This is a genomic window from Allobosea sp. P1_A7, from assembly GCF_056406775.1.
Map to the genome: position 1 here is coordinate 1 of NZ_JBFTZN010000142.1, position 25,358 is coordinate 25,358.

General features: G+C 64.7%; 13 protein-coding genes and 1 tRNA gene. 3 read left to right on the forward strand and 11 right to left on the reverse strand.

Annotated elements, in window-relative coordinates; genetic code table 11:
* The coding region (locus tag AC1D34_RS22530) for a peroxidase family protein (protein WP_476825380.1) at positions 1-4,737 on the reverse strand (4,737 nt) is incomplete at its 3' end.
* Between the two features lie 799 nt (positions 4,738-5,536).
* A complete protein-coding gene (locus AC1D34_RS22535) occupies positions 5,537-7,942 on the reverse strand; it encodes a multicopper oxidase domain-containing protein (RefSeq protein ID WP_476825381.1) in 2,406 nt (801 codons plus the stop codon).
* Positions 7,943-8,559: 617 nt separating this feature from the next.
* Here AC1D34_RS22535 and ppc point away from each other — a divergent pair.
* Positions 8,560-11,364, forward strand: coding sequence for a phosphoenolpyruvate carboxylase (ppc, locus tag AC1D34_RS22540; RefSeq protein WP_476825382.1), 2,805 nt, complete (start codon positions 8,560-8,562; stop codon positions 11,362-11,364).
* Between the two features lie 54 nt (positions 11,365-11,418).
* Here the strand turns inward: ppc and AC1D34_RS22545 are convergent, their stop codons facing one another.
* The 8 genes from AC1D34_RS22545 to AC1D34_RS22580 all read right to left on the reverse strand — a co-directional run bounded on the left by AC1D34_RS22545 (position 11,419) and on the right by AC1D34_RS22580 (position 19,805).
* Positions 11,419-12,384, reverse strand: a complete 966-nt coding sequence (locus tag AC1D34_RS22545) for a diguanylate cyclase (RefSeq protein WP_476825383.1) — start codon at positions 12,382-12,384, stop codon at positions 11,419-11,421.
* A gap of 70 nt (positions 12,385-12,454) precedes the next feature.
* Positions 12,455-13,474, reverse strand: coding sequence for a chemotaxis-specific protein-glutamate methyltransferase CheB (cheB, locus tag AC1D34_RS22550; protein WP_476825384.1), 1,020 nt, complete (start codon positions 13,472-13,474; stop codon positions 12,455-12,457).
* Between the two features lie 22 nt (positions 13,475-13,496).
* Positions 13,497-14,267: a response regulator gene (locus AC1D34_RS22555; protein WP_476825385.1), complete on the reverse strand. Its 771-nt coding sequence runs from the start codon at positions 14,265-14,267 to the stop codon at positions 13,497-13,499.
* Complete coding sequence (locus AC1D34_RS22560) at positions 14,179-15,609, reverse strand: chemotaxis protein CheA (RefSeq protein ID WP_476825386.1); 1,431 nt, start codon at positions 15,607-15,609, stop codon at positions 14,179-14,181. Before AC1D34_RS22560 ends, AC1D34_RS22555 begins: the two co-directional genes overlap by 89 nt.
* The gene (locus AC1D34_RS22565) at positions 15,606-16,310 is read right to left on the reverse strand and encodes a chemotaxis protein CheW (protein WP_441507881.1); all 705 of its coding nucleotides are present in this window, start codon (positions 16,308-16,310) and stop codon (positions 15,606-15,608) included. The genes AC1D34_RS22560 and AC1D34_RS22565 overlap by 4 nt, the downstream gene beginning before the upstream one ends.
* Positions 16,310-17,563 carry a CheR family methyltransferase gene (locus AC1D34_RS22570; RefSeq protein ID WP_476825387.1) on the reverse strand — a complete coding sequence of 418 codons (1,254 nt, stop codon included), beginning with the start codon at positions 17,561-17,563 and terminating at the stop codon, positions 16,310-16,312. Before AC1D34_RS22570 ends, AC1D34_RS22565 begins: the two co-directional genes overlap by 1 nt.
* An 11-nt stretch (positions 17,564-17,574) precedes the next feature.
* Positions 17,575-18,039: a chemotaxis protein CheW gene (locus AC1D34_RS22575; protein ID WP_476825388.1), complete on the reverse strand. Its 465-nt coding sequence runs from the start codon at positions 18,037-18,039 to the stop codon at positions 17,575-17,577.
* Between the two features lie 128 nt (positions 18,040-18,167).
* Entirely contained in the window at positions 18,168-19,805 is a 1,638-nt protein-coding gene (locus tag AC1D34_RS22580) for a methyl-accepting chemotaxis protein (protein WP_476825389.1), read from the reverse strand.
* A gap of 765 nt (positions 19,806-20,570) precedes the next feature.
* On the opposite strand from AC1D34_RS22580, the gene AC1D34_RS22585 reads away from it, so the two are divergent.
* On the forward strand, positions 20,571-21,677 hold the full coding sequence (locus tag AC1D34_RS22585; protein ID WP_476825390.1) for an efflux RND transporter periplasmic adaptor subunit: 1,107 nt from the start codon (positions 20,571-20,573) through the stop codon (positions 21,675-21,677).
* A 5-nt stretch (positions 21,678-21,682) separates the two neighbouring features.
* The gene (locus AC1D34_RS22590; RefSeq protein WP_476825391.1) at positions 21,683-24,871 is read left to right on the forward strand and encodes an efflux RND transporter permease subunit; all 3,189 of its coding nucleotides are present in this window, start codon (positions 21,683-21,685) and stop codon (positions 24,869-24,871) included.
* 246 nt (positions 24,872-25,117) lie between these two features.
* Here AC1D34_RS22590 and AC1D34_RS22595 read toward each other — a convergent pair.
* Positions 25,118-25,208: transfer RNA gene (locus AC1D34_RS22595), tRNA-Ser, on the reverse strand.
* Positions 25,209-25,358 lie beyond the last annotated feature (150 nt).

Here is a 25,358-nt window from a genome sequence, read left to right on the forward strand (position 1 = left end):
GTCGGCACTCTGGAAGGCGAGATCCCCGAGCGGAAGCAGGATGATGTCCTCAAAGACGCCAGGGGCCACCTGGACCTGCCAGACATAGGAGATCGAGCCGGGAATAATGCCGTTGAAGGCGCCAGGCCCCGTGTCGGCATCGGTTACGCCCGCGATCGAGACCCGCAGCAACTGCCCTGAGGTCGGCGTGTCGTCAGGCGTAGCCGGAGGGCCGGCGTCGAAAATGACCAGTTTTCCGTCCGGATCGGCGTTCACGCTGGGCGCGACGAGCGTCACGGATACATCGGAAAATTGCAGCCGCTCGACATTCGTGAGCGTGTCGACGCCGTCGTCGCCGATTGAGCCCGGAATGATGACACCGGCTGCGTCGAGCAGGCGATGCGTAACCGTGGTGATGCCGCCGACCGTATCGACCTCATACTCCGCGCGGTTGCCGGAGAAGATCGCCGTATCGAAGCCGTTATTGGGATCGTCGAGGATCTCACGCACAGCCACCAGCTGACCGGGATTCCAGACCCCGTTCAGCATGTTTTGCAGCAGCTGCGGCGCGACCATGCTGTCGAAAGTCGCGATCTGGGGGCCGCTTCCATCGGCATTGGCCCGCACGCTGATGCGCACGTTCAGCCAGTGGTCGCCATCGATAAAATCGTCGCCGCCACGCCCCTCGAGCAGGTCGCTGCCGGCGCCGCCGAGCATGATGTTGCCGGTGGCAAAGCCGGTGGTCGAGAGCCCGGCCTGCCCCAGCAGGTCCGCCAGCCCAGTGATCAGGCCGACATTGGTCAGCGCGCCGCCCGTGGCGCCGCCATGATTGAGGATCGTGACCGCATCAATATTGTCACCGCGCAGGATGTCGGCGAAGCGCGAGCCGGACAGGCCCTCCACTTCGGCGAAGCGGTCGAGGATCGATGCCGGGGAGGCGGCCACAGGCTGGACGATGCCGGTGTTTGAGGCAGGCGTCTCGCCGTGGGGCTGGGCCAGTGCGGCCAGCGTCAGGTCGACCGTGACGCCCTGATTGTCGTTCTTGTAGGTGACCCAGTCGAAGCCGGACATGCCGTCCATCTTGTCCTGGGCATCGCTGCCGACGAAGATGTCGTCGCCGCCCTCGCCGATGAACTCGTCGAAGCCGCCACCGCCGATGAAGATGTCGTTGCCGATGACGTCATCGGCCAGGAGGGGCGCGAAATTATCGCCAGGCGCGCCGTCCTGCGTGCCCTTCTCGATCCAGTCATCGCCCTCGTTTCCGGTCGGCGGCAGGCTGGWCTTGGAGCTGTAGATGAAGTCGTCACCACGRCCACCGAAGGTGGTCGAGATGTCCTCCATCGTGACGATGTAGTCCTTGCCGGCGCCGCCCAGGATCAGGTTCCCGRCGCCGCCGACCATCATGTTGCCGGCGTGGATGACGTCGTTGCCGTCGCCGCCCTCGAGCCGGTCATCGCCACCCAGGTCCTGGATGATGTCATTGCCCAAGCCGCCCAGGATGGTGTCGTTGCCGTAGCCGCCCTCCAGGTAGTCATTGCCGGCATCGCCATAGAGCGTGTCGTCGCCATCGCCGGAGATGATGACGTCATTGCCCACGGTGCCGCCGAGGACAACGTGATCCTCGCCGGTGTAGCGGAGGTAATTCGTGTCCGCTCCGGCCGTCGCCGGATTGTCGCGGATGACGAGCTTGACGATCTCGACACCGTTGATCTCGATGCCGCCGGTCGGATCGGAATTGCCCGCGATGCCATCGGCTCCCACGTTGTCGGCGCTTTCGTCGGCCTGCGTATTGGGATCGTCGAGCAGAATGCCATCCGCCCCAGCCTCGTTCAGCCCTGTGTGCTGCTTGGTCGGGTCGACTTCGAGCGTGAAGGTCGGCGTGGTGAAGATCGCGTTCGGCAGATGCGTCGCGTCGCTGTTCAGCATCACCAGCTTGGCGAAGGAGTTGTTCTCGAGCTCGGTGCCGAAATTCATGCCGGCGGTGCGCGACAGATAGTAGAAGCGATCGCCGTTCTGCAGCGATTCAAGCTGGGTCTCGAAGACGAAATTGAAGCTCGAGCCGAGCATGCCGCCAAACGGCATCTTCTCTTCCGCAAGRCCRCCGATCCAGAAATCGACRTCGTTGAGGCCGCCGAGTGAGCCGCCGGCATAGRYSCCGGTCGCGTTCAGGAAGTCGAGGCGATCCGGGGGCGCGCCAACGCCATCCAGCACCAGCAAGGTCGCAGCCGCGCGCTTGTCGACCAGCGTCAGCGCGCTGGTGATCGACCCATGCGTGCCATAGGCCGCGATGAAGTTGATCAGCGACTCCGCGTGCTTGAGATGCCCGGCAAAGTCGGCCCAGCTGATATAGGGCTTGAGCTGGCTGTCGCCGGTCATCGCGAAGAATTCGGACCGCGCATTGTTTAGCGACGGAATGCCTGTGTCACGGCCGCGCGCGATGTTCAGCGCCGGCAGGTCGAGCGGCAGGCCGAGCAGGTTGTTGCGCAGCGCCTCGGTGACGAACTCGTCGATTTCGTTGCCGACCTGGCGCGTCACGCCGCGCACGATCGCACCCGTCGCCTGCTCGGGCGTCAGGCCGCTTGCGGCATAGGCGAGCGGATTGAGGAAGGCTGCAATCAGGCCGAGCTGCGGGTCGCCCCCGACGGTGTTGAAGTTCGGGTCGAAGCGATCGACCGTCTCGGTCAGCATCGAGTGACCGAAGCGATAGACCGTGTGTGCGAACTCCGCGAGGATGGCTGGGTTGATCGTGGTGTCGTAGCCGTTGGGCGCCAGGAATTCGTCGACCTGCGGCTGGACCGTGCGGGCGAACTCCTCGAACACCAGATGCTGGTACTGCATCTCGGTGCCAAACTTGGCGGACTGGAACAGGCGTTCCCCGTTCCAGTCGAGGGCATCGATCTGGGTTTGCGTCAGCGGGAAAGTTGTGGCCTCCGTATCGAGCCACTGGTTGAGGAAGGCGAGATCGCCGGACGCCAGCGCCACGTCCTTGGTCTCCTGGACGAGGCGGTTATGCTCGGAATGGAACACGGCGTGGACGGCGGTGAGGCCGATATTCTCGTTCACGCGGCCGTCACCGGCGATGTAATGCGCGTCGAGGAGCTCGTTGTCGTATTGCGGAATGTTTGAGGTCAGCCTGACGTCATCGACGAGGACTTGGCCGCTCCCGGTGTGGACGACTTCAATGCGCAGGTGCTGTCCGTTGGCACCGCCTGGGACGGCGCCGGAGCTCAAGGTCATCGGCGCCCATGCGCCGTCCAAAGGCGTCGGGAGGGACGCCGTCGATAGCACTGTCGTATTCCCCAGATCGTCCACGGCGATGAGTCGCACGGTGCCACCGCCGAACCCCTGGTCGGTACGATCACCAACATTGAACGTCAGGGAATAGGCCCGGCCAGCTTGCAGGTCGATCCCGGTATCACGGCTCAACACCGCCCCGTTGTCCAGGAACACGACCTTGCCGCCGCCGTGCCCGGCATCTGGAGAAATGGATGGGATGGGATCATAGACCCCACCGAAACCCGAAACCTGCCAGCCTGGGGGATTGCCCTGCGTGAAGTTGCCAAGGGGGTGAATATTGACGCCAGGCGCGCCATCGCTCAGGTCGACCGACTCGAAGTTATCAGTGAACGTCGCTACGCCGATGCCGCTGTCGCCATCCGCCACCTTGCCGCCGGTCGGATCAGCCGCATGCGCGATGTCGTTCAGGAAGGCATGGCCGGTGCGGGCAGCGCCCGCCAGGCTGATCGGCGCTGCCAGATTGCCCACGGTGAAGCTGCCGTCGGTCATCATGACCAGCGGCATCCCGCCGGGGCCCTTGATGAAATTGCCATAGGCGTCGACGGCCAGCACCGGCACATTGCCGACATCGGCATCGGTGAGATTGATGCCGAGAACGTCGCGCGCCTGGGCCTTGACCACGGCCCAGGTCGCCATCCCACCGATCTCGACATCATCGGCGGTGCCGAATTTGCCGTCGGCACCGAGATTGCGGTTGGTGATCAGCTCGCCGGTCGCCACCGGATCGCCACTGGCATTCAACTCATAGGCACGCAGGAACACCTGGTGCGAGGGGTTCGAGGCRTAGGTCTGGCTCTGGTCGACGAAAGGCGAAGTCGTGTTCGTCGCAGCCTGGCCACCTGCAGCGCGGCTCAGGACCATGAAGTTCAGCCCGCCCGGGGTGAACAATGGGTCGTCCGCGTTCAGCGGAATGAAGACGACTTCGGTCTGGCTCGTGGATTTGGTGACCAGGTCGAGGCCGTGGTCGAAGAACTGGCCGAAGAACGTCATCCAGGCGTTGAACGGAGCGGAGAGGCCGACATCCGGGGTGATGTTCGGGATGAAGTTGACTGGCTTGTCATCCGCGGTGCCGAAAATCCCGTCCAGCCCGGGGCTGGTGACGGTGCCTGATCCGGGGTTCTGCGCAGCAGCCGCGACGGCCGCCGGATTGTTGTTGGTCTGGTCGACGATCAGGTTGCTGATCGTGCGCGGCTCGGAGTCCACGACCCCGCCTGGAACACCATAATTGGTGCCGGCCTCGGCCGCCTGGAAGGACGGGTCAGTCAGGCGCGCAAACGCCAGGTCCGCGGCCCCGAATTCCGGATGGGCCAGGTTGTTGAATGTACCATCGACGGTCCGCAGACCGAACGGCACCTGGGCGCTGGGCAGGATGTCAGTGAGGCTCTCCCCCAGAGCATTCCGCTCCGCAATCCTGATCTGCTCGAGGATGAATTCAAGATCGGAGCGAATATACTGTACCATGATGCCCTCCTGGGGTTTCCAGGACCCCGTGTTGGCCTTGCCTGGGACAATGCTCCGCCGCTCGCGCCGAAGCAGCGCGACGCCGGTTGCATCGTTGGCCAGAACTTGATCGGACAGCGCTTCAGCCCGTCATGGGCCTATCGCAGAGCCAGCATAATGCCTGCCGGCACTACTGGTCGTTAGAGGACTATGTCGGACGTTATTTCCCGACCAGCGTCTGGGGCGCGCGACGGAGTTTGGTCTGGTCGTTCTTCCAGACCTAATTCCCTACACTACCGACCAAGGTCCCTAGCGGCTGCTGCCAAGGCGAGACCGGGCCGCCGGACCGATTCCTCCCCGTGCCATTTCGCGGCGCCGCCACTTGCCGTCGCCGTCTACCTTTCAAGGGTTTCCATGCCCCCTCCTGCAACAGCAGAAAGGCGGGCCGGCGGCGAATGGAGACGGGGATGAAGGGCTTGCGGGGCGAGGCGATGGCCACCCACAGCCTCGTTCGTGGGCAGGATACGGGCACGCACCGCCACGTCACACCGCGGTCGTAGCGCGCGCCTGCACGAGGGTCGGCGCGGACGGCGACGTTTTACGGGATTTGCGCTCCCGAGCCTCAGCTCCAGGAGGTTGGCGCTGATCAGCATGGAGCGAGCGTGAACCGGGAGCTATGAGCCATCACGCCTGGCAAGGCTGCGAGCCCGGCCCCGCGGTCGCGAATCGGCCATTCCGGATCAGGCCAATGCCGCCTGCCCCTCACGCATGACGCCGGGCAGAGCTGAGCCTGCCCGGCGTCGAGAGCTGCACCACAGCGTCAGCTGCGCGTTGCGACCCTGAGTTTGTTCGGGTCGCCCTCGGGCAGAACTTCGGGTTGTTTCCAGACGACACCGTTCGGTGTCGGGATCGGCGTCATCGTCACCTGGTACTGTGGTTGCCCCTTGTAGTCGGGGTCGCCGGGGGGCGGTGTCTGCAGCTGGTAGCGCAGCAGCATCGCGAAATCCTCGTGGGTGGTGTTGTGGCAATGGCTGACATAGGCGCCACCGAATTCCCCGAACCGCACCTGGAACCTTACCCTCCCGGACGGCCGCAAGCGCCAGACATCCTTGCGGACGAGCCGTTCCGTCGCCGGAATGGGTGCGCTACCCCGGTCCATGGTGACGCCCTCCTCGAAGTGGAGGTGGATGGGATGGTCCCAGCCACCCCCGCCGTTGATCAGGGTCCAATGCTCCACCTCGCCCGGCTTGGGCATCAGCAGGGAGATGCGGTTGGCGTTGAGCGAATGCGCCTTCTCGCCGTTGATCTTGATCGTCCAGGGGAAGGACTTGATGTCTCCGCATTCGGGTATGCACTGCCCGTCCGCCGTAGCGCGTGAATCCCCCTCTCCCGACCTGCCGAACTCGATCACCCGCTCACGCACCGGGGCAACGATCGGGATCTGAGTGGTCAGCGTCTTGACCCCTGATTTCCAGTCGGGATCGGCGAAATTGGCACTGCGATCGGCATCGAGCGGGTTGCTGGCATTGTAGACCTTGCCGGGATTGTCGACGCTCTGGACCTGGCTCACGACCCTGAACTCAAGGATGGGGCCGACGCACGGATCGTCGTCCCGTCCCTTGAACGCCTTCTCGATCGAGACGGCGCCCTTGGGCTTTCGCCCGTCGGTCTGTTCCAACAGGTTCATGATGTAGACGCTGTCGCCCGGCGCAAAGGCGGAGAAATCGACGACGATATCGTAGCGCTCTGCCACGCCCATCTCGTCGGTCTCGGTCAGCAGAATCGGATTGACTACCAGGTTGCCGTCATTGGCGATGAAATAGAAGGGCACCTTCGTGCCCTGCGAAAAGCGCCTGCTCTTGTTGACCGCAAGCGCAAGCTTGACGAAGCGGGCCATGGCGGCGTTCAGGATGCGGAAGCGGTAGCGTCGCGGCAGCACCTCGAAATAGGGATAATAGGCGCCGTTGACGCAGAGCATGTCGCCGAGGAAACCATCGGTATCGAAGATATCGAAGCGGCACTGGCCCCTGGCATCGAAGGCGGGATTCGAGATCGCGAGATTCACGTCGAAATCGAGATTACCCCATTTCAGCTGCGAGCCGCTCGGCAGCCGCAGGTTGATGCCGTCATTGAGATCCTCGCGTCCCCTGTCGGGCCCGCTATAGATGTTGCAGAGCGCGAAGATGCCCTTGTGCACATTCTCGGCGGTGAAGAAGAAGCGGTGATCGTGGAACCAGAGGCTGCCCTGGATCTCCCGGTAGTCGCCGGCGACCGGGACATAGCCTTCGTCATCGTCGGGCCCCGAGCATTTGCGCGAATAGTCGCGATCGCCCGTCGGCCACAGGCTCGGCATGTCGCGCCGGGCCATCGCCATGCCCCAGTGATAATCATAGAAGGTTCCGGGGAAATGATAGGCGTTGCAGGCACCATCGCTTTCGGCGCCGTTATGGGCGTTGTGGAAATGGATCGAGATCTCGTTCCGTCCGAAGCCGCCGTTCTTGGTCCGGTCGACCGGGAGATCATTGTAGATCCGGCTCAGAACCGGTTCGCCATAACGTGCCTTGATCAGGATCGGACGGCCGAGGCCCGTGCGCAGGCCGTCCTTGCTCCCCGCCTGTCCGGGCTGGCGCGGACCGAAGGTCCACATCGCAGTCGCGTCCTGCTCGGGCATTTCCCCGCAATAGCGGCTGCCCGTGCCAATCTGCCCGAGGGACAATAGGTAGCCCTTTTTCGGATAGAGTTCTTCCCAGCGCTGATGCGCGAAGAACTCGCCGGGCGGGCGCCCTTCCATCGGTCCAACCCAGGTGACCGGGTTGCGATAGGCCGCACCGCCGGAGTTGCTGAAATCGGTATGGTAGGAAAAGTTCTTCGCCGGCAGTTCCTGGCCTCCCCCAGCAAACTGCCAGGCCGCATCGCCATTCGACAGGCGCTGAAGCGGAACCGGCTTCTGGACGTCTGGCCGCGGCATCGGGTCATGGAATTTGACAGCGCCGAAGTTCGGGCTGCGCGGGGCACCGGTCGGCACCTGGGCATATGCGCTCTTGGCGAAGGGGCTGAGCCCATTTTTCGCGACCAACAACCCGCCGGCGGYAAAGTATCCCCACCGCAACAGGTCACGTTTGGTGATCTGCCCTACGGAAAGGGCCTTGACGATCTCCTGCCGGTTTTCCAGAGCCCTCTCAGCTTCCTTCAACCGGATGCCAGTGGTCTCGCGCGAGAGATACATACCTCTTCCCCTTTTCCGGACTGAACCAAGGCGCGCCTCGACGCTAACCTTTAGTTCGGCCAGACGCGGTTCAGTAAGCGGAAAAGGTCTGACCAAGTATGCAACCAAAGTCCCTAGTGTTTGATGCCTTGTTGCGTCGCATCACATCAAATCGCCGAGATGCGCCTATCGATTAAAATAAATCACCCCGGACCACCGCTCAATGACAAAGCTCGGGGGCAGAATTTTTGCCTTGATATCTACCACCACAAGTTACCTATAAATTACATATAAACATACATATGTTCAATTTTATACGTAAATATACGCATGCATTTAACACTCGAACCGATCAATAGGTTACATACAAGCCAATTTCGGCCCACCCCTACGGTATTGCTGCAATTTGCAGAGTATTCGTAAGCCGCGACACCATCCCATGACCGCATCGGTCTGTGCGACGCCCGCGTGCGCCACAGGCTCGACTGCCTAAGGTTCAGGCAGAGGGCCCAGAGAATCCGCGACGGGCGCAACGCGGCCGCGCGATCACCGCCCTTGCGCGCGATGGGCCCGGGTGCACTGCACAATGAAGCTTGGCAAGGCAGCCTGAGTCATGCTGCCATGTCCGGGAACGCCGCATGTCGGCCCTTTCCCGCGAGGCGCCCTTGCCTGTTACCGCCATCGACCAACGGCCGGATCAAAGCACCGGCCCCACCGACGCCCCGCCCCTTTTCGAGGATATCCGCCTGCTCGGACAAATCCTCGGCGACACCGTCCGGCAGCAGGAAGGCGAACAGACCTTCGAGCTGATCGAGGCGATCAGGCGCCTCTCGGTCGCCTTTCAGCGCAAGGCAGATGTCGAGGCCGGCCGGAATCTCGATACGCTCCTGGCACGATTGAGTCCGACCGAGACCGTTTCGGTCATTCGCGCCTTCACCTATTTTTCGCATCTCGCCAATCTCGCCGAGGATTGCCACCAGCTCCGCCGGCAGGCCGATCTGGAGGCGGTTGACGCCCATCCCGAGGGTGGCCTGGCGCACAGCTTCGACCTGTTCGCGCAGGCCGGCGTCAAGGCGCCGGCCATCGAACGCGCCCTCTCGCGCAGCCTGGTGTCGCCCGTGCTCACCGCGCATCCGACAGAGGTTCAACGCAAGAGCATTCTCGACGCCGAGCGCACGATTGCCGAGCTGCTCGCCGCCCGGCCGAGCCTGCGTGGCGCGCGGGCCCGCGTCCGCAACGAGACCGCGCTGCGGGCCAGCATCGCCCAGCTCTGGCAGACGCGACTGCTGCGCTATTCCAAGCTTGCCGTGCGCGACGAGATCGAAAACGTGCTGAGCTATTATCGCGCCACGTTCCTGCATGAGATCCCGCGCCTCTATGCTGAGCTGGAGGAGTTGCTCGGCGCCCGCATGCCGAGCTTTTTCCGGATGGGAAGCTGGATCGGGGGCGATCGCGACGGCAATCCCAATGTCACCGCCGAAACCCTGCTGTCAGCGGTTCGTCTCCAAGCCGAGACGGCGTTGCGTCATTATCTGACCGAGGTGCATGAGCTCGGCGCCGAACTCCCGGTTTCCGACGCGCTGGTCGGCAGTACGCAGGCGCTGCGGGACCTTGCCGATCGCTCCGGCGACGACAATCCCCATCGCGGCGACGAGCCCTATCGCCGCGCCCTGATCGGCATCTACGCCCGGCTGGCGGCGACCTTGCGCAAGCTCACCGGCACCGAGGCGCTCCGTCATGCGGTGGCACCGAGCGCGCCCTATTCGGCGCCCGCGGATTTCGTGGCGGAGCTGCGCATCGTTGCCGACAGCCTGCAGTCCCACCATGGCAGCCTGCTCCTGGGAGCGCGGCTCTCGCCCCTGCTCCGTGCAGCGGAGGTCTTCGGTTTCCATCTGGCCAGCATCGATCTGCGGCAGAGCTCGGACAAACACGAGGGGGTTATCGCCGAACTGCTGGCCACGGCCCGCATCGAGCCGCGCTACGGCACGCTTGCCGAGGACGCCAAGCGTGCATTGCTGCTTTCCCTGCTGGCCGATCCGCGCCCGCTTCGCGTGCGCAACGCCGCCTATACCCCGCAGACGGAGGGTGAACTCGCGATCTTCGAGGCGGCAAAGCAGATCCGCGCGGATTTCGGCCCTGATGCCATCCGCCACTACATCATCAGCCATACCGAAACGGTCAGCGACCTACTGGAGGTGGTGCTGCTGCAGAAGGAATGCGGCCTGATGGCGGGCACGCTGGCTCCCGGCGAGGCGACGCCGGCCGGCGTCGAGCTGATCGTGGTGCCGCTGTTCGAAACCATCGGCGATCTGCGCGCAGCCGAGCCGATCATGCGGAGCTTCTACGATCAGCCCGGCATCGAGGCGCTGATCCGCAATTCCGGCGGGGAGCAGGACATCATGCTCGGCTATTCCGACAGCAACAAGGACGGCGGCTACTTCACATCCAACTGGGAGCTCTATCGCGCTTCGACGGCGCTGGTCGGCTTCTTCGAGACCAAGCCGGGCCTGACGCTGCGGCTGTTCCATGGCCGCGGTGGCACCGTCGGGCGTGGCGGCGGGCCTAGCTATCAGGCGATCCTCGCCCAGCCTCCCGGTACCGTGAAGGGGCAGATCCGCCTGACCGAGCAGGGCGAGGTGATCAACGCCAAATATGCCAACCCGGAGATCGGACGGCGCAATCTGGAAACCCTGCTGGCAGCGACGCTGGAGGCCACTCTGCTGCAGCCGCGCAACGAGGCGRCGCCCGAATTTCTTGACGCAGCAGCCGAACTCTCCGAGCGCAGCATGGCGGCCTATCGGGCGCTGGTCTATGGAACCCCAGGCTTCACCGATTATTTCTATTCGGCCACGCCGATCACCGAGATCGCGGAGCTGAATATCGGCTCGCGCCCGGCTTCGCGAAAGGCGACGCGCTCGATCGAGGATTTGCGCGCGATCCCCTGGGGCTTCTCATGGGGCCAGAGCCGCCTGGCCCTGCCCGGCTGGTTCGGTTTCGGCTCCGCGGTCGAGGGCTTCATCGCCGCCGCGCCGGGTGAGCGCAGCGCGCTGCTGCAGCGCATGAGCTCGCAATGGCCGTTCTTTCGCACGCTTCTGTCCAACATGGACATGGTCCTGGCCAAGGCCGATCTCGGCATCGCCCGGCGCTACTGCGATCTCGTCCCGGATCGCGAGCTTGCCCAGCGCATCTTCACCGAGATCGAGGCAGAATGGACCCGGACGGTTCAGGCGATCACGACCATTACCGGCGAAACCCAGCGCCTGGCCGATAACCCGGCCCTGGCGCTCTCCATCATCCACCGCTTCCCCTATATCGCCCCGCTCAACCATCTCCAGGTCGAGCTCCTGCGCCGCTGGCGCTCGGGCCAGATCGACGAGAAGGCCCGCCGCGGCATCCTGATCTCGATCAACGGCATCGCTGCCGGGCTGCGCAATACCGGGTGAGCAGCGCGCGTCAGTCCGACAGTGTCGGCCCCGGAAAGTGCCGGGGCGACGACGCTACGGCACCGCGGAGATTTCCGACGAGACCGAACGATCGCGCCCCTCGTTCTTGGCGCGGAAGAGCGCGAGATCGGCGGCATTGACCAGTTTCGCCGGCTCTCCGCCTTCGTGAGGCATCGTCGTTGCCATGCCCACACTGATCGTGACCCGGCCCGTGCCGTGCGCGATGTTCAGATCCCGTACGCCCTGAACCAGCCGTTCCGCCACGTATCTCGCGCCTTCCTGCGGCACATCCGTCAGAATGACGACGAACTCCTCGCCGCCGAAGCGCGCCGCCAGATCGGTCGAGCGAGTGCAGCCGCCCTGGATCACGCTGGCGACCTGCTTCAGCACCTCATCGCCGGCGAGATGGCCATAGGCGTCATTGTAGCGCTTGAAGTGATCGACATCGATCATCAGGACAGACAGCGGATGCTGCGTGCGCAGGCAACGTCTCCACTCCGCCRCAAGATACTCGTCGAAATAGCGGCGGTTACCCAGTCCGGTCAGCCCGTCGATCCGCGTCAGGCGCTCGAGCTCGAGATTGACCCGCATCAGCTCGCGCTGGCTTTCGCGCAGCGCCCGATAGGCCTCGTCGCGCTGGACATGATCGAGATAGGCGCGGGTGTGGTAGCGCACCCGCGCGATCAGCTCGAGCTTGTCGGGGAGCTTGACGAGATAGTCGTTCGCGCCCGCCTGGAAGGCCTCGCTCTTGGTCGCGGGATCTTCCTTGGTCGAGAGAACGATGACGGGAACGTTGTGGATCGAGGGGTGCTTGCGATACTGTCGCACCAAGTCCAGCCCATCGACGCCCGGCATCACGAGATCCTGCAGGATCACGGTCGGCTTCACCTGTTCGGCCACCTTGATCGCCGCCAAGGGGTCGGTGCAGTAGTGGAAATCGAGATCGGGCTGGTTGGCCAGCGCCCGCCGCACGGCTTCGCAGACCATGACCTGGTCATCGACGAGCAGGATCATGGACATGTAACTGTCCGCCGGCGGGGGCACGGAAGACATGGTGAGGGTCGGTTCGCCTGTCATCAAGACAACCTCTTCAGAACGACTGACGGCACGCCTCGACAAGGCGTGGCGCAATCGCGGCAAGTGGTAGAATTTCGGAAGCTGCATCGATCGCAGCGGCCGCCTTGGGCATTCCGTAAACGGCGCTCGTCGCCCTGTCCTGTGCCAGGGTCAAGTATTTCCTGTCGCGCAGGAGCTTCAACCCGCGGGCGCCGTCCCTGCCCATGCCGGTCAGCAACACGCCCACCAGATCTCCCTGCCACCATTGCGCAACACTCTCGAAGAACACATCGACCGATGGCCGGTAGACGTAGTCGCGCGGTTCGGACCTATAGCCGAGGTCATGGCCCGATTTGAAGACCAGGTGATCGCCACTTGCCGCGATCAGCACGGTCCCCGGTTCGGGCCTGTCGCCTTCGATGGCGGGGCGCACGGAAAGAGCGGTGTGCTGGCCCAGCCAGCTGGCGAAGCCCGGCACGAATTGGGCATCGAGATGCTGGACGAGAATGAGAGCAGCGCGAAAGCCGCGCGGCAGTCCGGCCAGGAGTGTGGCCACGGCAGCGGGGCCCCCCGCCGACGCACCGATCGCGATCAACTGCTGCGCCGACGGTGCAGCGGTGCGGGCCGGCGCCGCCGTCCGGACGACGGGCGCGACATCACGCGAGAGCCGGCCGATCATCGCGATCCTGGCAAGCAGCGCCGCCGATTGAGCCTGGCCATTGCCGTCGGCCCCCACGGAGGGAATGTCGACCGCGTCCAGCGCGCCATGGCCCATCGCGTCATAGACGCCCGAGACATTGGCATCGACGCTCGCGGTCACCAGCAGAATGGGACAGGGCGTCTCTGCCATGATCCGCTGGGTGGCCGCGACGCCATCCATCTCGGGCATGTTCAGATCCATCAGGATCAGATCCGGCCTGTCGCGTCGGCACGCGTCCACCGCTTCGCGCCCGTTCACCGCGATCCAGGCGACTGCATGCTCGGTTGTCGAAACGACGATGCGCCGAAGCAGCTCGACCGCCATCGGCAGATCATTGACGAGGCCGATCCTCATGAACCTCTCCCCGTGCTGCCGCTCAGCCCCATGCTTCACCGATCAGGTCGGCGACGGCATGGATCAAAGTCTCGTCGTGGAAACTGCCCTTGGTCAAATAATAGTCCGCACCGGCATCGAGCCCGCGGCGGCGGTCTTCTTCCCGGTCCTTGTAGGACACGATCATGACCGGCAGGTTCCGAAGCCCGCTATCCTTCTTGATCAGTGTCACGAGCTCGATGCCGTCCATGCGGGGCATGTCGATATCGGTGACCACCAGGTCGAACGGATCGGATCGGACGGCGTTCCAGCCATCGATGCCGTCGACCGCGACCTCGACCTCGTATCCGTGATGATCGAGCAGTTTGCGCTCCAGTTCGCGCACGGTGAGTGAATCGTCGACGACCAGGACGCGCTTGCGCCGCTTCTGGCCCACGCTGGCAACGACGCGCTCCAGGGTCTTGAGCCTGCCGGTCGAGGCAAGCTTCTCCATCGAGCGGATCAGATCATCGACGTCGAGGATCAGGACGGGTGAACCATCCTCCATCAGGGCCGCAGCGCTGATGTCCTTGACCTTGGCGAGCCGTGGATCGAGCGGACGGACGACGAGATCGCGCTCGCCAAGGAAGCGGTCGACGACCAGCCCATAGGCCCCGCCCCCCTCGCCGACCACGACGACAGCGAGATCGACAGAACCCGATTGCGGTTCGTCACGCCCCAGGACCTCATGCGCCGTGACCAGTCCGACCTGCCGCTCCTCGAAGCGGAAATGCGGCCTGCCCTCGAGGATCTCGATCCGCTCCCGCGGCAGCATCAGCGTCCGAGTGATCCCGGCCAGCGGAAACGCATAGGGCGCTGCCCTTCATCGAGAAGCCAGGCAGGAACAGGAACTCCAGGAGTTCGGCCTCGCTCAGGCTCTGCGCCGTCTCGGCCGTCGTCAGCCCCCGCCTGCTGGTCGCAAGGCGCAGCGCGTCGAGATCGATCCCGCGGCCATCGTCGACAACGATGATCTGCAAAAGCCCGGCATTGTGCCGGGCCTCGAGCTTGATCAGGCCTTCTTCCGCCTTGCCCGCGGCCCGCCGCTCCTCGGGAGGTTCGAGCCCGTGATCGACGGCGTTGCGCAGGAGGTGCCCGAGCGGGGCATCGAGTTCCTCGAGGATGTCGCGGTCGATGCTCGTCGAGCCGCCGACGATCTCGAGGCGGACCTTCTTGCCCAGGGTTCGCCCGATATCGCGGACGGTCCGCGAAAAATGCCGGACGCCATCGTCGAAGGGGCGCATCCGGCTGGCGAGCGTCTCGTCATAGAGCCGATTGGCGAGATCGGTGGCGCGCCGGTCGACGGCATCGAGCTCGTCGAGGCGCTGCGCCAGGATGGCCTGGCTTTCCCCGAGCTTGAGTTGCGCCTCGGCGAGCGCCTGCAGGGCCCTGACATCCGTCGTCACCGCCGGCATCGCGGCGCGCAGCGCGTCAAAGCTCTTGGCAAGATCGGTCTGGACGCGCCTGAGGCGCAAGAGCCCATCGTTGAACGGTCTCAGCCGCCGGGCCGACATCAGGGACTCGCCCGCGAGCCCGAGCAGCCGGTTCAGGCTTTCTGCCGTGACGCGGACCATGCGGTCCGACCCCGGGCTTCCCGGCGTCTGGGATAGCGCCGGCGCGGATCCGGCAGCCGGCTCCTGGGCTCGAGCGGGCGGAGCTTCGCTGGAATGATCTCTCTCCGGAGCCGCCGCAGGGAGCTCGTCATTCACGTCCGGCCCCGAAGCCGAGGAGCCAGGCTGCTGAAGCGCCTGCGCGAAGCCTGCGATTCTGCGCTGGATCTCCTCTTCGCCAGGTCCCGGCTCAGTGGCGATCGCGGCCAGCAGATCGACGCCCTTCAGAAGCGCATCGATATGGGCGTGATTGAGCCTGACCTGCCCGCGCTGGGCAGCAACGAAGCACTCCTCCATCTCATGCGCCACCTGCACCGCAGGCGTCAGATCGATGATCCGGGCCGCGCCCTTGAGCGAATGGGCGGCGCGCATGCAGGCTTCGAGATGAACGGCCGCGACAGGATCGCGCTCAAGCGCCAGCAGGCCTGCTGTCAGCGCCTGCGACTGCGAGTCGAGTTCGGCGCGAAACAGGTCCAGCATCGAGAGCTGGCTGAAATCCTCGCCGCTCATGCGATACTCCGGTCGATCATGGCGAGCAGCGGTGCCTCATCGAGGCAGCCGACCGTGCGCCCCTGCCAGGACAGCATGGCCTGGATGACGGTCGAGGCCGATTTGCCGATCGTTGCCGGTACCGCGATCAGGTCGCGCTCCCCATAGGAATGCATGCCGTGCACCTCGTCGACCTCGAAGGCGACGCGCCTCTCATCCCTGCCAATCACGATCAGACGGCGAAACACGGCGATCTTGCCACCGCCTGAACTCTGCCCGCCCGTATTGATGCCGAGGAGCTCCGGCAACGACATGCAGATGAGCAGTTCGCCCCGGACATTGACGATGCCCAGCACTGCGCCGGTCCGGCGATGGGGCAGCGAATGGATGCGGCGCGGTTCCGCGATCTCGTGACAGGTCGTCGTCGGGAGACCGAGCCATTCCTCTCCCAGACGAAAGAGAACGACGCTGCGAGCCCCACCCTCGGCCTCGGGGCGCTCTGCAGCTCTCGCGAAATGCTGTGCCCATTCCTCGGAATAGCCAGCAGGCAAGGGGCGATCGAGCAGACTGCGTGCGATCTCCGCATGGGTCGGGCAGTTCCGACAATGCAGATGCTCCCGCAATTCCGGACAGGACCTGTCCCCGCTGACACCGATCTGGCGCCAGCACTCATTGATGCCCTGTCCCTGCTCCGTCGCTTGCATGCCAGCCGTGACGGACATCAGACGTCACTCCTCTTCGCAATCCGGTCGAGCCGGTCGGTCAGCGCCTTGGCTCCGGCCTTGTCGCCTTGCCGCTGCAGCAGGAGCTTGAGCTGGACGAGCGCCTGACGATGGTCGGGTGCAAGATAGAGTGCCTTCCGGTAATTCTGGATCGCGTCCGACGGCGCGTCATCCGCATCATGGGCGAGGCCAAGCAGGTAGAAGACCTCCGGTGACGGCCCGAATTCCTCGAGATGGCTCGCAGCGGCGCGCTTGACCTCACCGAGGCGGCCGGCATTGGCGGCGTGCTCGATGGTGGCAAGGCTCTTGGCTGCCGGGTCGGGCGCCGGCGAAGCTGCCTCTCCTGGCGCGGTCTTCTGCGCGAAAGGGCGCACGCGCGGAGGCGGCGCGATACGCCGTGGCGCTTGTGCGGGCAGTSGCGTCGGACGCGACCTCCGTACGGGAGCCGCTGCCGGCTCTTGCTGCACAGCGCTTGCCTTGATGAAGGCGAAGGCCCTGGGGAAGCGCACCGAAGCGAAGCCATGCAAGGTCGGCAATCCGGATTCGGCCGGCCCCACCAGCAACAGGCCCTTGTCCGCGAGCATCTGCCTGAGCCGGTCCAGTGCCAGCCCCTGCGTCTCGCGATCGAAATAGATCAGCAGGTTGCGGCAGAAGATGACGTCGTAAGGTTCAGGCCTCGGCTGCGGGACCGGCCCGAAAAGGTTGCCGAGCGTGAAGCAAACCTGCCGGCGGACGCGCTCATGCGGGCGGAAGCCGCCTTCGACCGCATCGAAATGCCGGTCGCGATAGCCGAGTTCCTCGCCACGGAAGGAGTTGCGCCCGTAGACGGCACGTTCGGCATAGACGAGATTGCGCGTGCTCACATCGACGGCGTCGATGCTGAATTCCCTTGCCTCGAAGCCCGCGTCGAACAACGCCATCGCCATGGAATAGGGCTCCTCGCCCGTCGAGCATGGCAGGCTCAGAAGTCTGAGCGGCGTGCCCGAACCCCGGCTTTCGCGAGCCTGGCGCGTCATCGCCGCGAAGGCCTCGCGATCCCGGAAGAACCAGGTCTCCGGCACGACGACCGCATCGATCAGCTCCTGACGCTCGGTGCGGTTCTCGCTGAGATAACTCCAATAGGTGTGGAGGTCCGGCATCTCGCAAGCGGTCATCCGTCGCTTGAGCGCATGACGAATTACCGAGGCGCCGACCGTCTCGCTGCTGAGCCCGATCATCTCCCTGAGAAGCTGTTCGAACGCCCCTGTGCCCATGGCCCTGTCCATCAGGAATGCGTCGCGGGCTGCTGGAACAAGATCTCACGGATCGCCGGGGATAGCAGGGCTTCCGCCCGGATCCTCTGGATCAGCCCCCTGTCGTCGGAAGCGACCGGGCCGAGATAGGGAGGCATTCCAGCCTCGACACCCGTAGCCACGAAATCCGCCGGATCGCGCTCGACGGTCTCGATCGCCCGCTCGGCGACGAGACCAAGCAAGGCGTGCTCGCCTGCACCGACCGGATAGCGCACGAGGATGATCCGCGTGCTCAGCAGGGGCGTAGCAGCGCGCCCGAGCGCGAGCAGGCTGAGATCGATCAAGGGCACTGGTGCGCCCCGGTAGTTGATGGCTCCGACGACGCCGACCGGCGCAGCCGGCAGGGCTTTCACGGTGAGCAGGGGCAAGACCATTTCGACCTGCCCGGCATCGAGCAGATAGCGGTCCTGACCCAGGCGGAACATCAGAAACAGCATCGGACGGGGCTCGGCTCGCCTGCTCCTGCGACAGCATCAGACCGGATATCAAATCCAGTCTGATGCTGTCGCACTTTGTCTTTGCATCCGCTTTTACGAAAACCGATATCCACTTTTCGGCCGATGCTCTACGCGCGAAGTTTGAAACGCGAGATGCTGCTGCGCAGCCCGCTCGAGACCTGGTTCAGCTCGTCGATCGCGAGCGTGGATTGCTGCAGCGACTCGACCGTCTGCTGGGCGGCTTCGCTCAGCTGCGACAGGGCCTCGCTGATCTGGCCGGCACCGGTTGCCTGCGCCTGCATGCCCTCGTTTGCCACCTCGAAGCGCGGCACCAGCCCCTGCACCTGTTCGATGATCTCCGACAGCTGCCCGCCGACCTGCTGCACCTCCTGCATGCCGCGGCGCACCTCCTCGGAGAACTTGTCCATGCCCATCACGCCGGCTGCGACGGCCGACTGGATGTCCTTGACCATTTGCTCGATGTCGTAGGTCGACACCGCTGTCTGGTCGGCGAGGCGGCGGATCTCCGTCGCCACGACAGCAAACCCCCGGCCGTACTGACCGGCCTTTTCCGCCTCGATCGCGGCATTCAGCGAAAGCAGGTTGGTCTGGTCGGCGACCTTGGTGATGGTGGTGACGACCTGATTGATGTTGCCCGCCTTCTCGCTGAGGATCGCGAGCTTGGCATTGATCGCGCCGGCCGCCTCCATGACGTGGCGCATCGTCGTTTCCATGCGCGACAACCCGGCCTGCCCGCCTCCGGCAAGCACCGCAGTCTGCTCGGCGACCACAGAGACCTCGTCCATGGTGCGCACGAGCTCGTTCGAGGTCGCGGAGATTTCCTTGGCGGTCGCGCCGATTTCCGTCGTCGTCGCGGCGATCTCGCTGGCCGTCGCCTGCTGCTCCTTGGAGGTCGCGGCGACTTCGGTGATCGAGGTGTTGACCTGGATGCTGGATTTCTGAACCTGGCCGATCAGGCCGGCGAGATCGTCGGCCATGGCGTTGACGCCGTCGGCCAGCGTGCTGAACTCATCGCGACGCTGGAGCTCGAGCCGCGCGCTGAAATCTCCGCGGCGCATGAGATCGACGATGCCGAGCAGCTTTCCGAGCGGCACGGTGATGGCGCGAAACAGCAGGTAGCCGCACAGCGCCGCGAGCGCGAGCGCGACCAGGAAACTGACGGCCAGGCCCAACTCCGCCGTACGCACGATCGAGACGATGCGCTGGGTCGATTCATCGGCCTCCGACTTGTTGTACTCGACCATCGCCTGCAGGCTTGTCCGCAGCTTGGCGGCAACCGGCTCGAACTCGCTTCGGACTGCGCCGCGCTGGTCGAGAGCCTGACCGCCGGCCGCAGCCAGCTTGCCTGCGGCCACGATCGCGTCTTCGGCCGGAAAGACCTGGTCGAAAAGCTGTTTGACCAGGGCATAGTTCTGGCGATCCTGCTCGGTGTCGAGCGTGCCTTCATAGGACTTCAGCAAGCCGCGCAACCTGTCACGATTGGCGAGCACGGCATCGGCAATCCTGGCCTTGTCCGCGGCCACGTCCTCGAGCACGAATTCGCGCAGGAGGCTGCTGGCCTCCGTCCATGTCGTCATCAGCTGGGTGCTGAAATAGAGGGCCGGCACCGTGTTGGTTTCGACCCTCGCCGCTTCGCGCTCGGTCTGAACGAACCAGAGATAGGAGATGGCGGCCATCGCCGACATCACCGCCAGGACCGCAGCGAAACTCACGAGAATGCGGCGGCGTATCGTCAGGCTCTTCATCAGGTTCGTTCCATCGTCCAGACACGCATCGAGGAGCAGCGTCGGTTCGATCGGCCGCCGCTCTCTGGCGAGGAGGCCGAATCAACTGTCGTGACAGGCTACCCAGAAGGTGCTTGCTCTCCGGTGAACTGCAGACGCTGCCTGAAGAGCTCTTAAGAAAGCGCTAGATCGATGGCCCAAAGGCGAGTCGAAGACGGCGCCGATCACGGTTGGCGCCGCGCTTGGCTGGCGAGCCTGCCCGCCGCTTCCGTCCGATGCCGGATCGTCACCGGACCCGGAGCCGAAGCAACGCCTGAGAGGTTGCCTGCCTTCGACGAGCCATCATCGGTCTGCCCTAGCGGCACATAACGGTCTCGGTGTGGTGACGAACCAAAGGCCGACCGCGCCGACTTACTGTATCGCACTGCGGGTGTTACAGTATCAAAGTTCTAGGCAGAAGCGTTTGGAACGACTGTCAGGACCTATCGAGCATCACCTTTGCGATGAGGTCACTGGATGACGGCGTCTGCGAGAGTTCTTCGATGGGCGATGTCGCCCTTCGGCCAGCTGTCAGGTCATCGGGCCGAAGCCAAAGGGCTACAGGCGCGCTCTCATCCCGGTCTGCGCGACGCCGATCACGCCTGGCCCCGCCGGGGCAGCGATCAAGATCGGGGATGTCACGCTCGATCGGCATCACACGGTCACTGACGAAATCGGCGAAACCTAGACCCGCTGCGCCATAGAGCGGCCCGGGAAGTCTTCACCACGGCTGGCAGGGAGGCGTCGATGTGGCGAATTGCATATGTGGCGGTTGTCGCCTGCGCCGTTGCCGGGCCGGCCCTGGCACAGACAGGCGAGCCTGCCGCCGTTCAGGTCGGCACCATCAACGCAGAACGCAAACCGATTTCCAAGTCTCTCGGTTTCGTCGGCCGCGTCTCCGGAATCGACAAGGTCGACATCAGGGCCCGGGTCACCGGCTATCTTGAGGAGGTGCTCTTCAAGGAAGGCGACATGGTGAAGGCCAGCGCCCCGCTCTACCGGGTCGAGCGCGACCTCTTCCAGGCAGCGGTCGAGAAGGCGCAGGGCGCGCTCGAGATCAGCAAGTCGGCCGACGCTCTGGCCGCGATCCAGCTCGAACGTGCCCAGGACCTGCTGGCCAAGGCCGCCGGCACCGTCGTGGCGCGCGATCAGGCCGTTGCCCAGAAGCAGCAGACCGCCGGCGCGATCATGACCAACCAGGCCGATCTCGCCACGGCGAATGTCAATCTCGGCTATACCTCCATCACGGCGCCAATCTCCGGCAAGATCGGCCTGACCAATGTCACGAAGGGCAATGTGGTCGGCCCCGACAGCGGCGTGCTGACGACGATCATCAGCCAGGATCCGATGTATGTGACCTTCCCGGTCAGCCAGCGCGAATTCCTCAAGAGCGCCGAAACGGGCAAGCATGTCGATCCCAAGGCGGTCAAGGTGCAGCTCCGCTTTTCCGACGGCACTCTCTACGACCAACTCGGGCAGATCGATTTCGTCAACAACTCGGTCGATCGTGGCACCGACACCGTGCTCGTCCGGGCGAGGATGCCCAATCCGACCGGCGCTCTGACCGACGGGCAGCTGGTGCGCGTCGCCCTGGAGGTCGGCGATCCGCAGCAGATGATCGTGGTGCCGCAGGCAGCCCTGATCGCCGACCAGGCCGGCGTCTATGTCTTTGCGGTCGTGGACGGCAAGGCCGTCGTCAAGCGGCTGAAGCTCGGCGGCGAGGACGGCCCCAATGCCGTCGTGTCCGAAGGCCTGGCCGGCGGCGAGCAGATCATCGTCGAGGGTCTGCAGGCCGTCAGGCCGGGGGCACCCGTCCGGGCACGCCCGGTGCCGGCGACGATCAAGGGAAGCTGAAGCCCATGATCTCCGCGATCTTCGTTGATCGGCCCCGCCTCGCCATCGTCATCGCCATCGTCACCACGATCGCCGGCCTGCTCTCGCTGCTGGCGATTCCGGTCGCGCAATACCCCGACATCGTGCCGCCGCAGGTCTCGGTGACGACGGTCTATCCCGGCGCATCGTCCCAGGTCGTCGACGCGACGGTCGCGCAGCCGATCGAGGCCCAGGTCGTGGGCGTCGACAAGATGATGTACATGAAGAGCGTCAGCGGCAACGATGGCAGCTACACGCTGCTCGCCTCGTTCGAGCTCGGCACCGATCCCGATATCAACGCGGTCAACGTCAACAACCGCGTTCAGATCGCCCTGTCGAAGCTGCCGCAGGATGTCCAGCGCCAGGGCGTCACGGTCAAGAAGAAGTCTTCGGCCCTTCTCGGCGTGCTCGCCGTCTACTCGCCGAAGCGCACCTATGATCCGCTCTTCCTGTCGAATTATGTCACCATCAACATGCTCGACCGGATCAAGAGCACGCAGGGCGTCGGCGATGCGGCTCTGTGGGGCGCGCAGGATTATGCGATGCGCGCCTGGATCAAGCTCGACGAACTGACCGGGCTCAACCTGACGACCGGCGACCTCATCGCCGCCATCCAGTCGCAGAACGTGCAGGCCGCCGTCGGCCGGATCGGCGGACGGCCGATCTCCGACGATCAGCAGCTTCAGCTCAGCATCCAGACCAAGGGACGGCTGGCCACCACGGAGGAATTCTCCAACATCATCCTGCGCACGAACCCGGATGGTTCGGTGCTGCGGCTCGGCGACGTCGCGCGACTGGAGCTCGGGGCCAATAATCTCGACCGCGACACCCGCCTCGGCGGCAGCCCGGCAGCCGTGATCGCGCTCTACCAGGCGCCCGGCGCCAACGCGATCACCACGCTCGATGCCGTCCGCGCCCAGGTCAGGGAGCTCGCCAAGAGCTTTCCCGAAGACCTGGAATGGAAGGTGACCTACGATCCGACGGCCTTCATCACCGCCACCATCGACGAGGTCAAGAAGACGCTCGTCGAGGCCTTCGTGCTCGTCGTCATCGTCGTCTATCTGTTCCTGGGCAGTTTCCGCGCGACGCTCATCCCGACGCTCGCGGTGCCCGTCAGCCTGATCGGCGCGTTCATCGTCCTCAACGCCATCGGCTACTCCGCGAACTCGGTTTCGCTGCTGGCCGTCGTGCTCGCCATCGGCATCGTCGTCGATGACGCGATCGTCGTGGTCGAGAATGTCGAACGCGTGATGGAGGAGCGGGCGGAGCTCACGCCGGGCGAGGCCACGAAGGTCGCCATGCGGGAAATCACCGCGCCGATCATCGCGATCACGCTCGTCCTGCTCTCCGTCTTCGTTCCCGTCGCCTTCATTCCCGGCATTGCCGGCGAGCTGTTTCGCCAGTTCGCGGTGACGGTCGTCGTCGCCATGGTGCTGTCGGCGATCAACGCGCTCACGCTCTCGCCGGCGCTGTGCGGCGTCCTGCTCAAGCGCCATCACGGCCCAAGGCGCGGCCTGATGGGCCATGTGATGCGCAGCATCGACCGGGTCCGCGACGGCTATGGCGCGGTGGTCGCGCGCATCGTCCGCTTCTCCGTGATGGGCCTCGTCCTCGTCGCCATCGCGGCGGTGGGCATTGGCGGCCTCTCGAAATTCACCCCCACCGGCTTCCTGCCCGAGGATGACCAGGGCGCCTTCTTCGTCGTGGTCCAGTTGCCGGACGGCGCTGCGGTCGGGCGCACCTCGGCCGTGGTCCAGCAAGCCGAGGAGATCCTCAAGGGCGAGGCTACGGTCGCCGACTACACCTCCGTCGTCGGCCTCAACTTCATCGACAATTACTCGCAGGCGAACTCCGCCTTCATGGTCGTGACCCTCAAGCCGTTCAGCGAGCGACAGGGCGCCGATCTCGGCGTGCCCGCCATCATGCGCCGGCTGGCGCCGAAATTCGCGCAGGTCCAGGGCGGCACCGTGGTGCCGCTCGCGCCCCCGCCGATCATCGGCCTGGGAACCGGCGGCGGCTTCACCTATGTGCTGGAGGATCTGCGCGGCGGCGACCCCAAAACCCTGGCACAGGTGGTCCGCGGCCTGACCATTGCCGCCAACCAGGACCCGCGACTATCGCGAGTGTTCAGCACCTTCTCGGCGACGACACCGTCGATCTATCTCGATATCGACCGCAACAAGGTCCAGATTCTCGGCGTCAAGCTCCAGGACGTGTTCCAGGCACTGCAGGCCTCCCTCGGCGGCTATTATGCCAACGACATGAACCTGTTCGGCCGGACCTGGCAGGTGCAGCTCCAGGCCGAGGCGGTCGACCGCGCCTCGATCGACGATATCTACCGGATCAATGTCCGCAGCGCGGACGGCAAGATGGTGCCGCTGCGCAGCCTCCTGGAGATCCACGTCGTCGTCGGTCCTCCCGCGCTGATCCGCTACAACAACCTGCGGGCCGTCACGATCCAGGGCGGCCCGGCGCCCGGCGTTTCCTCGGGAGAGGCGCTCAACGCCATGCAGGAGGTCGCGACGCGCGTGCTGCCCGCGGGCTATGCCGGGGAATGGACCGATACCGCCTTTCAGGAGAAGCGGGCCGAGGGCAAGACACCGATCATCCTCGCCTTCGCCGTGCTTTTCGCCTTCCTCTTCCTCGTCGCGCTCTACGAGAGCTGGACGATTCCGGTGCCCGTACTGCTTTCGGTCTCGATCGGCATTCTCGGCTCCTTCGCCTTCATGGTGCTCGGGCACCTGACACTCGATGTCTATGCCCAGATCGGCATGATCGTGCTGATCGGCCTTGCCGCGAAGAACGGCATCCTGATCGTCGAGTTCGCCAAGGAGCAACGCGAGAGCGGGGTTCCGCTGCTCGAGGCCGCGGCGGAAGGCGCCCGGCTGCGCTTCCGCCCGGTGATGATGACCTCGTTTGCCTTCATCCTCGGGCTGCTGCCGCTCGTCATCGCCACCGGCGCCTCGCAGCTCGCTCGGCGCAATGTCGGCACGCCGGTCTTCGGCGGCATGATCTTCGCCTCTCTGCTCGGAATCTTCGTGATCCCGCCGCTCTACGTCTTCTTCCAATCGATGCGGGAACGCCTGCGCCCATCGACGCGGCCGAAGCCGATTGCAGAGGCGGTGACGCCGCAGGGCGGCGAAGCGGTGGCCAAGCCGCATAGTCCTGCAGAATAGGGTCTGACGCGGTGGGCGTTCGGACCGGGATGTGCGACGGTGACCGTCGCGGACTGCGATCCGGCGGGCTGCAATCCGACCGAGCGACAAGACACTCCGTCGGGGCGATGTTCTTGGGCAAGACGCGAACGCGACCGGAATCGATTGTGGCCCCGGATAGAGCGTCCCCGCTCGAACGCGCCCGACACCTGTGAGCGGTCGCGCCGACGGAATTGGCCTAGCGACGCGATTTCAAGAGGTTAGGAGTGGCGGAGACGGAGGGATTCGAACCCTCGATACCCTTGTGGGGTATGCTCATTTAGCAAACGAGTGCCTTCAGCCTCTCGGCCACGTCTCCGTTACCGGCTCTATGCCCGATTGCCCGGCGCTTTGACAAGCCGTCAGTGAGAAAGATTATCAACCATCTTCGTTGGGCTGGGGAAATGGCCGATGCACGCTGCCCTGAAAGTGATCGTGTCGCCCGCGCACGGAGGCAGCCGTCTGCGCC

Excerpts from the sequence above, each read along its gene's own strand:
- AC1D34_RS22565 (WP_441507881.1), bottom strand. The coding sequence starts at position 16,310 with ATGTCCGTCACGGCTGGCATGCAAGCGACGGAGCAGGGACAGGGCATC.
- cheB (WP_476825384.1), bottom strand. The coding sequence starts at position 13,474 with ATGAGGATCGGCCTCGTCAATGATCTGCCGATGGCGGTCGAGCTGCTT.
- AC1D34_RS22585 (WP_476825390.1), top strand. The coding sequence starts at position 20,571 with ATGTGGCGAATTGCATATGTGGCGGTTGTCGCCTGCGCCGTTGCCGGG.
- AC1D34_RS22580 (WP_476825389.1), bottom strand. The coding sequence starts at position 19,805 with ATGAAGAGCCTGACGATACGCCGCCGCATTCTCGTGAGTTTCGCTGCG.
- AC1D34_RS22575 (WP_476825388.1), bottom strand. The coding sequence starts at position 18,039 with ATGCTGTTTCTGATGTTCCGCCTGGGTCAGGACCGCTATCTGCTCGAT.
- AC1D34_RS22590 (WP_476825391.1), top strand. The coding sequence starts at position 21,683 with ATGATCTCCGCGATCTTCGTTGATCGGCCCCGCCTCGCCATCGTCATC.
- AC1D34_RS22555 (WP_476825385.1), bottom strand. The coding sequence starts at position 14,267 with ATGCTGCCGCGGGAGCGGATCGAGATCCTCGAGGGCAGGCCGCATTTC.
- AC1D34_RS22560 (WP_476825386.1), bottom strand. The coding sequence starts at position 15,609 with ATGAGCGGCGAGGATTTCAGCCAGCTCTCGATGCTGGACCTGTTTCGC.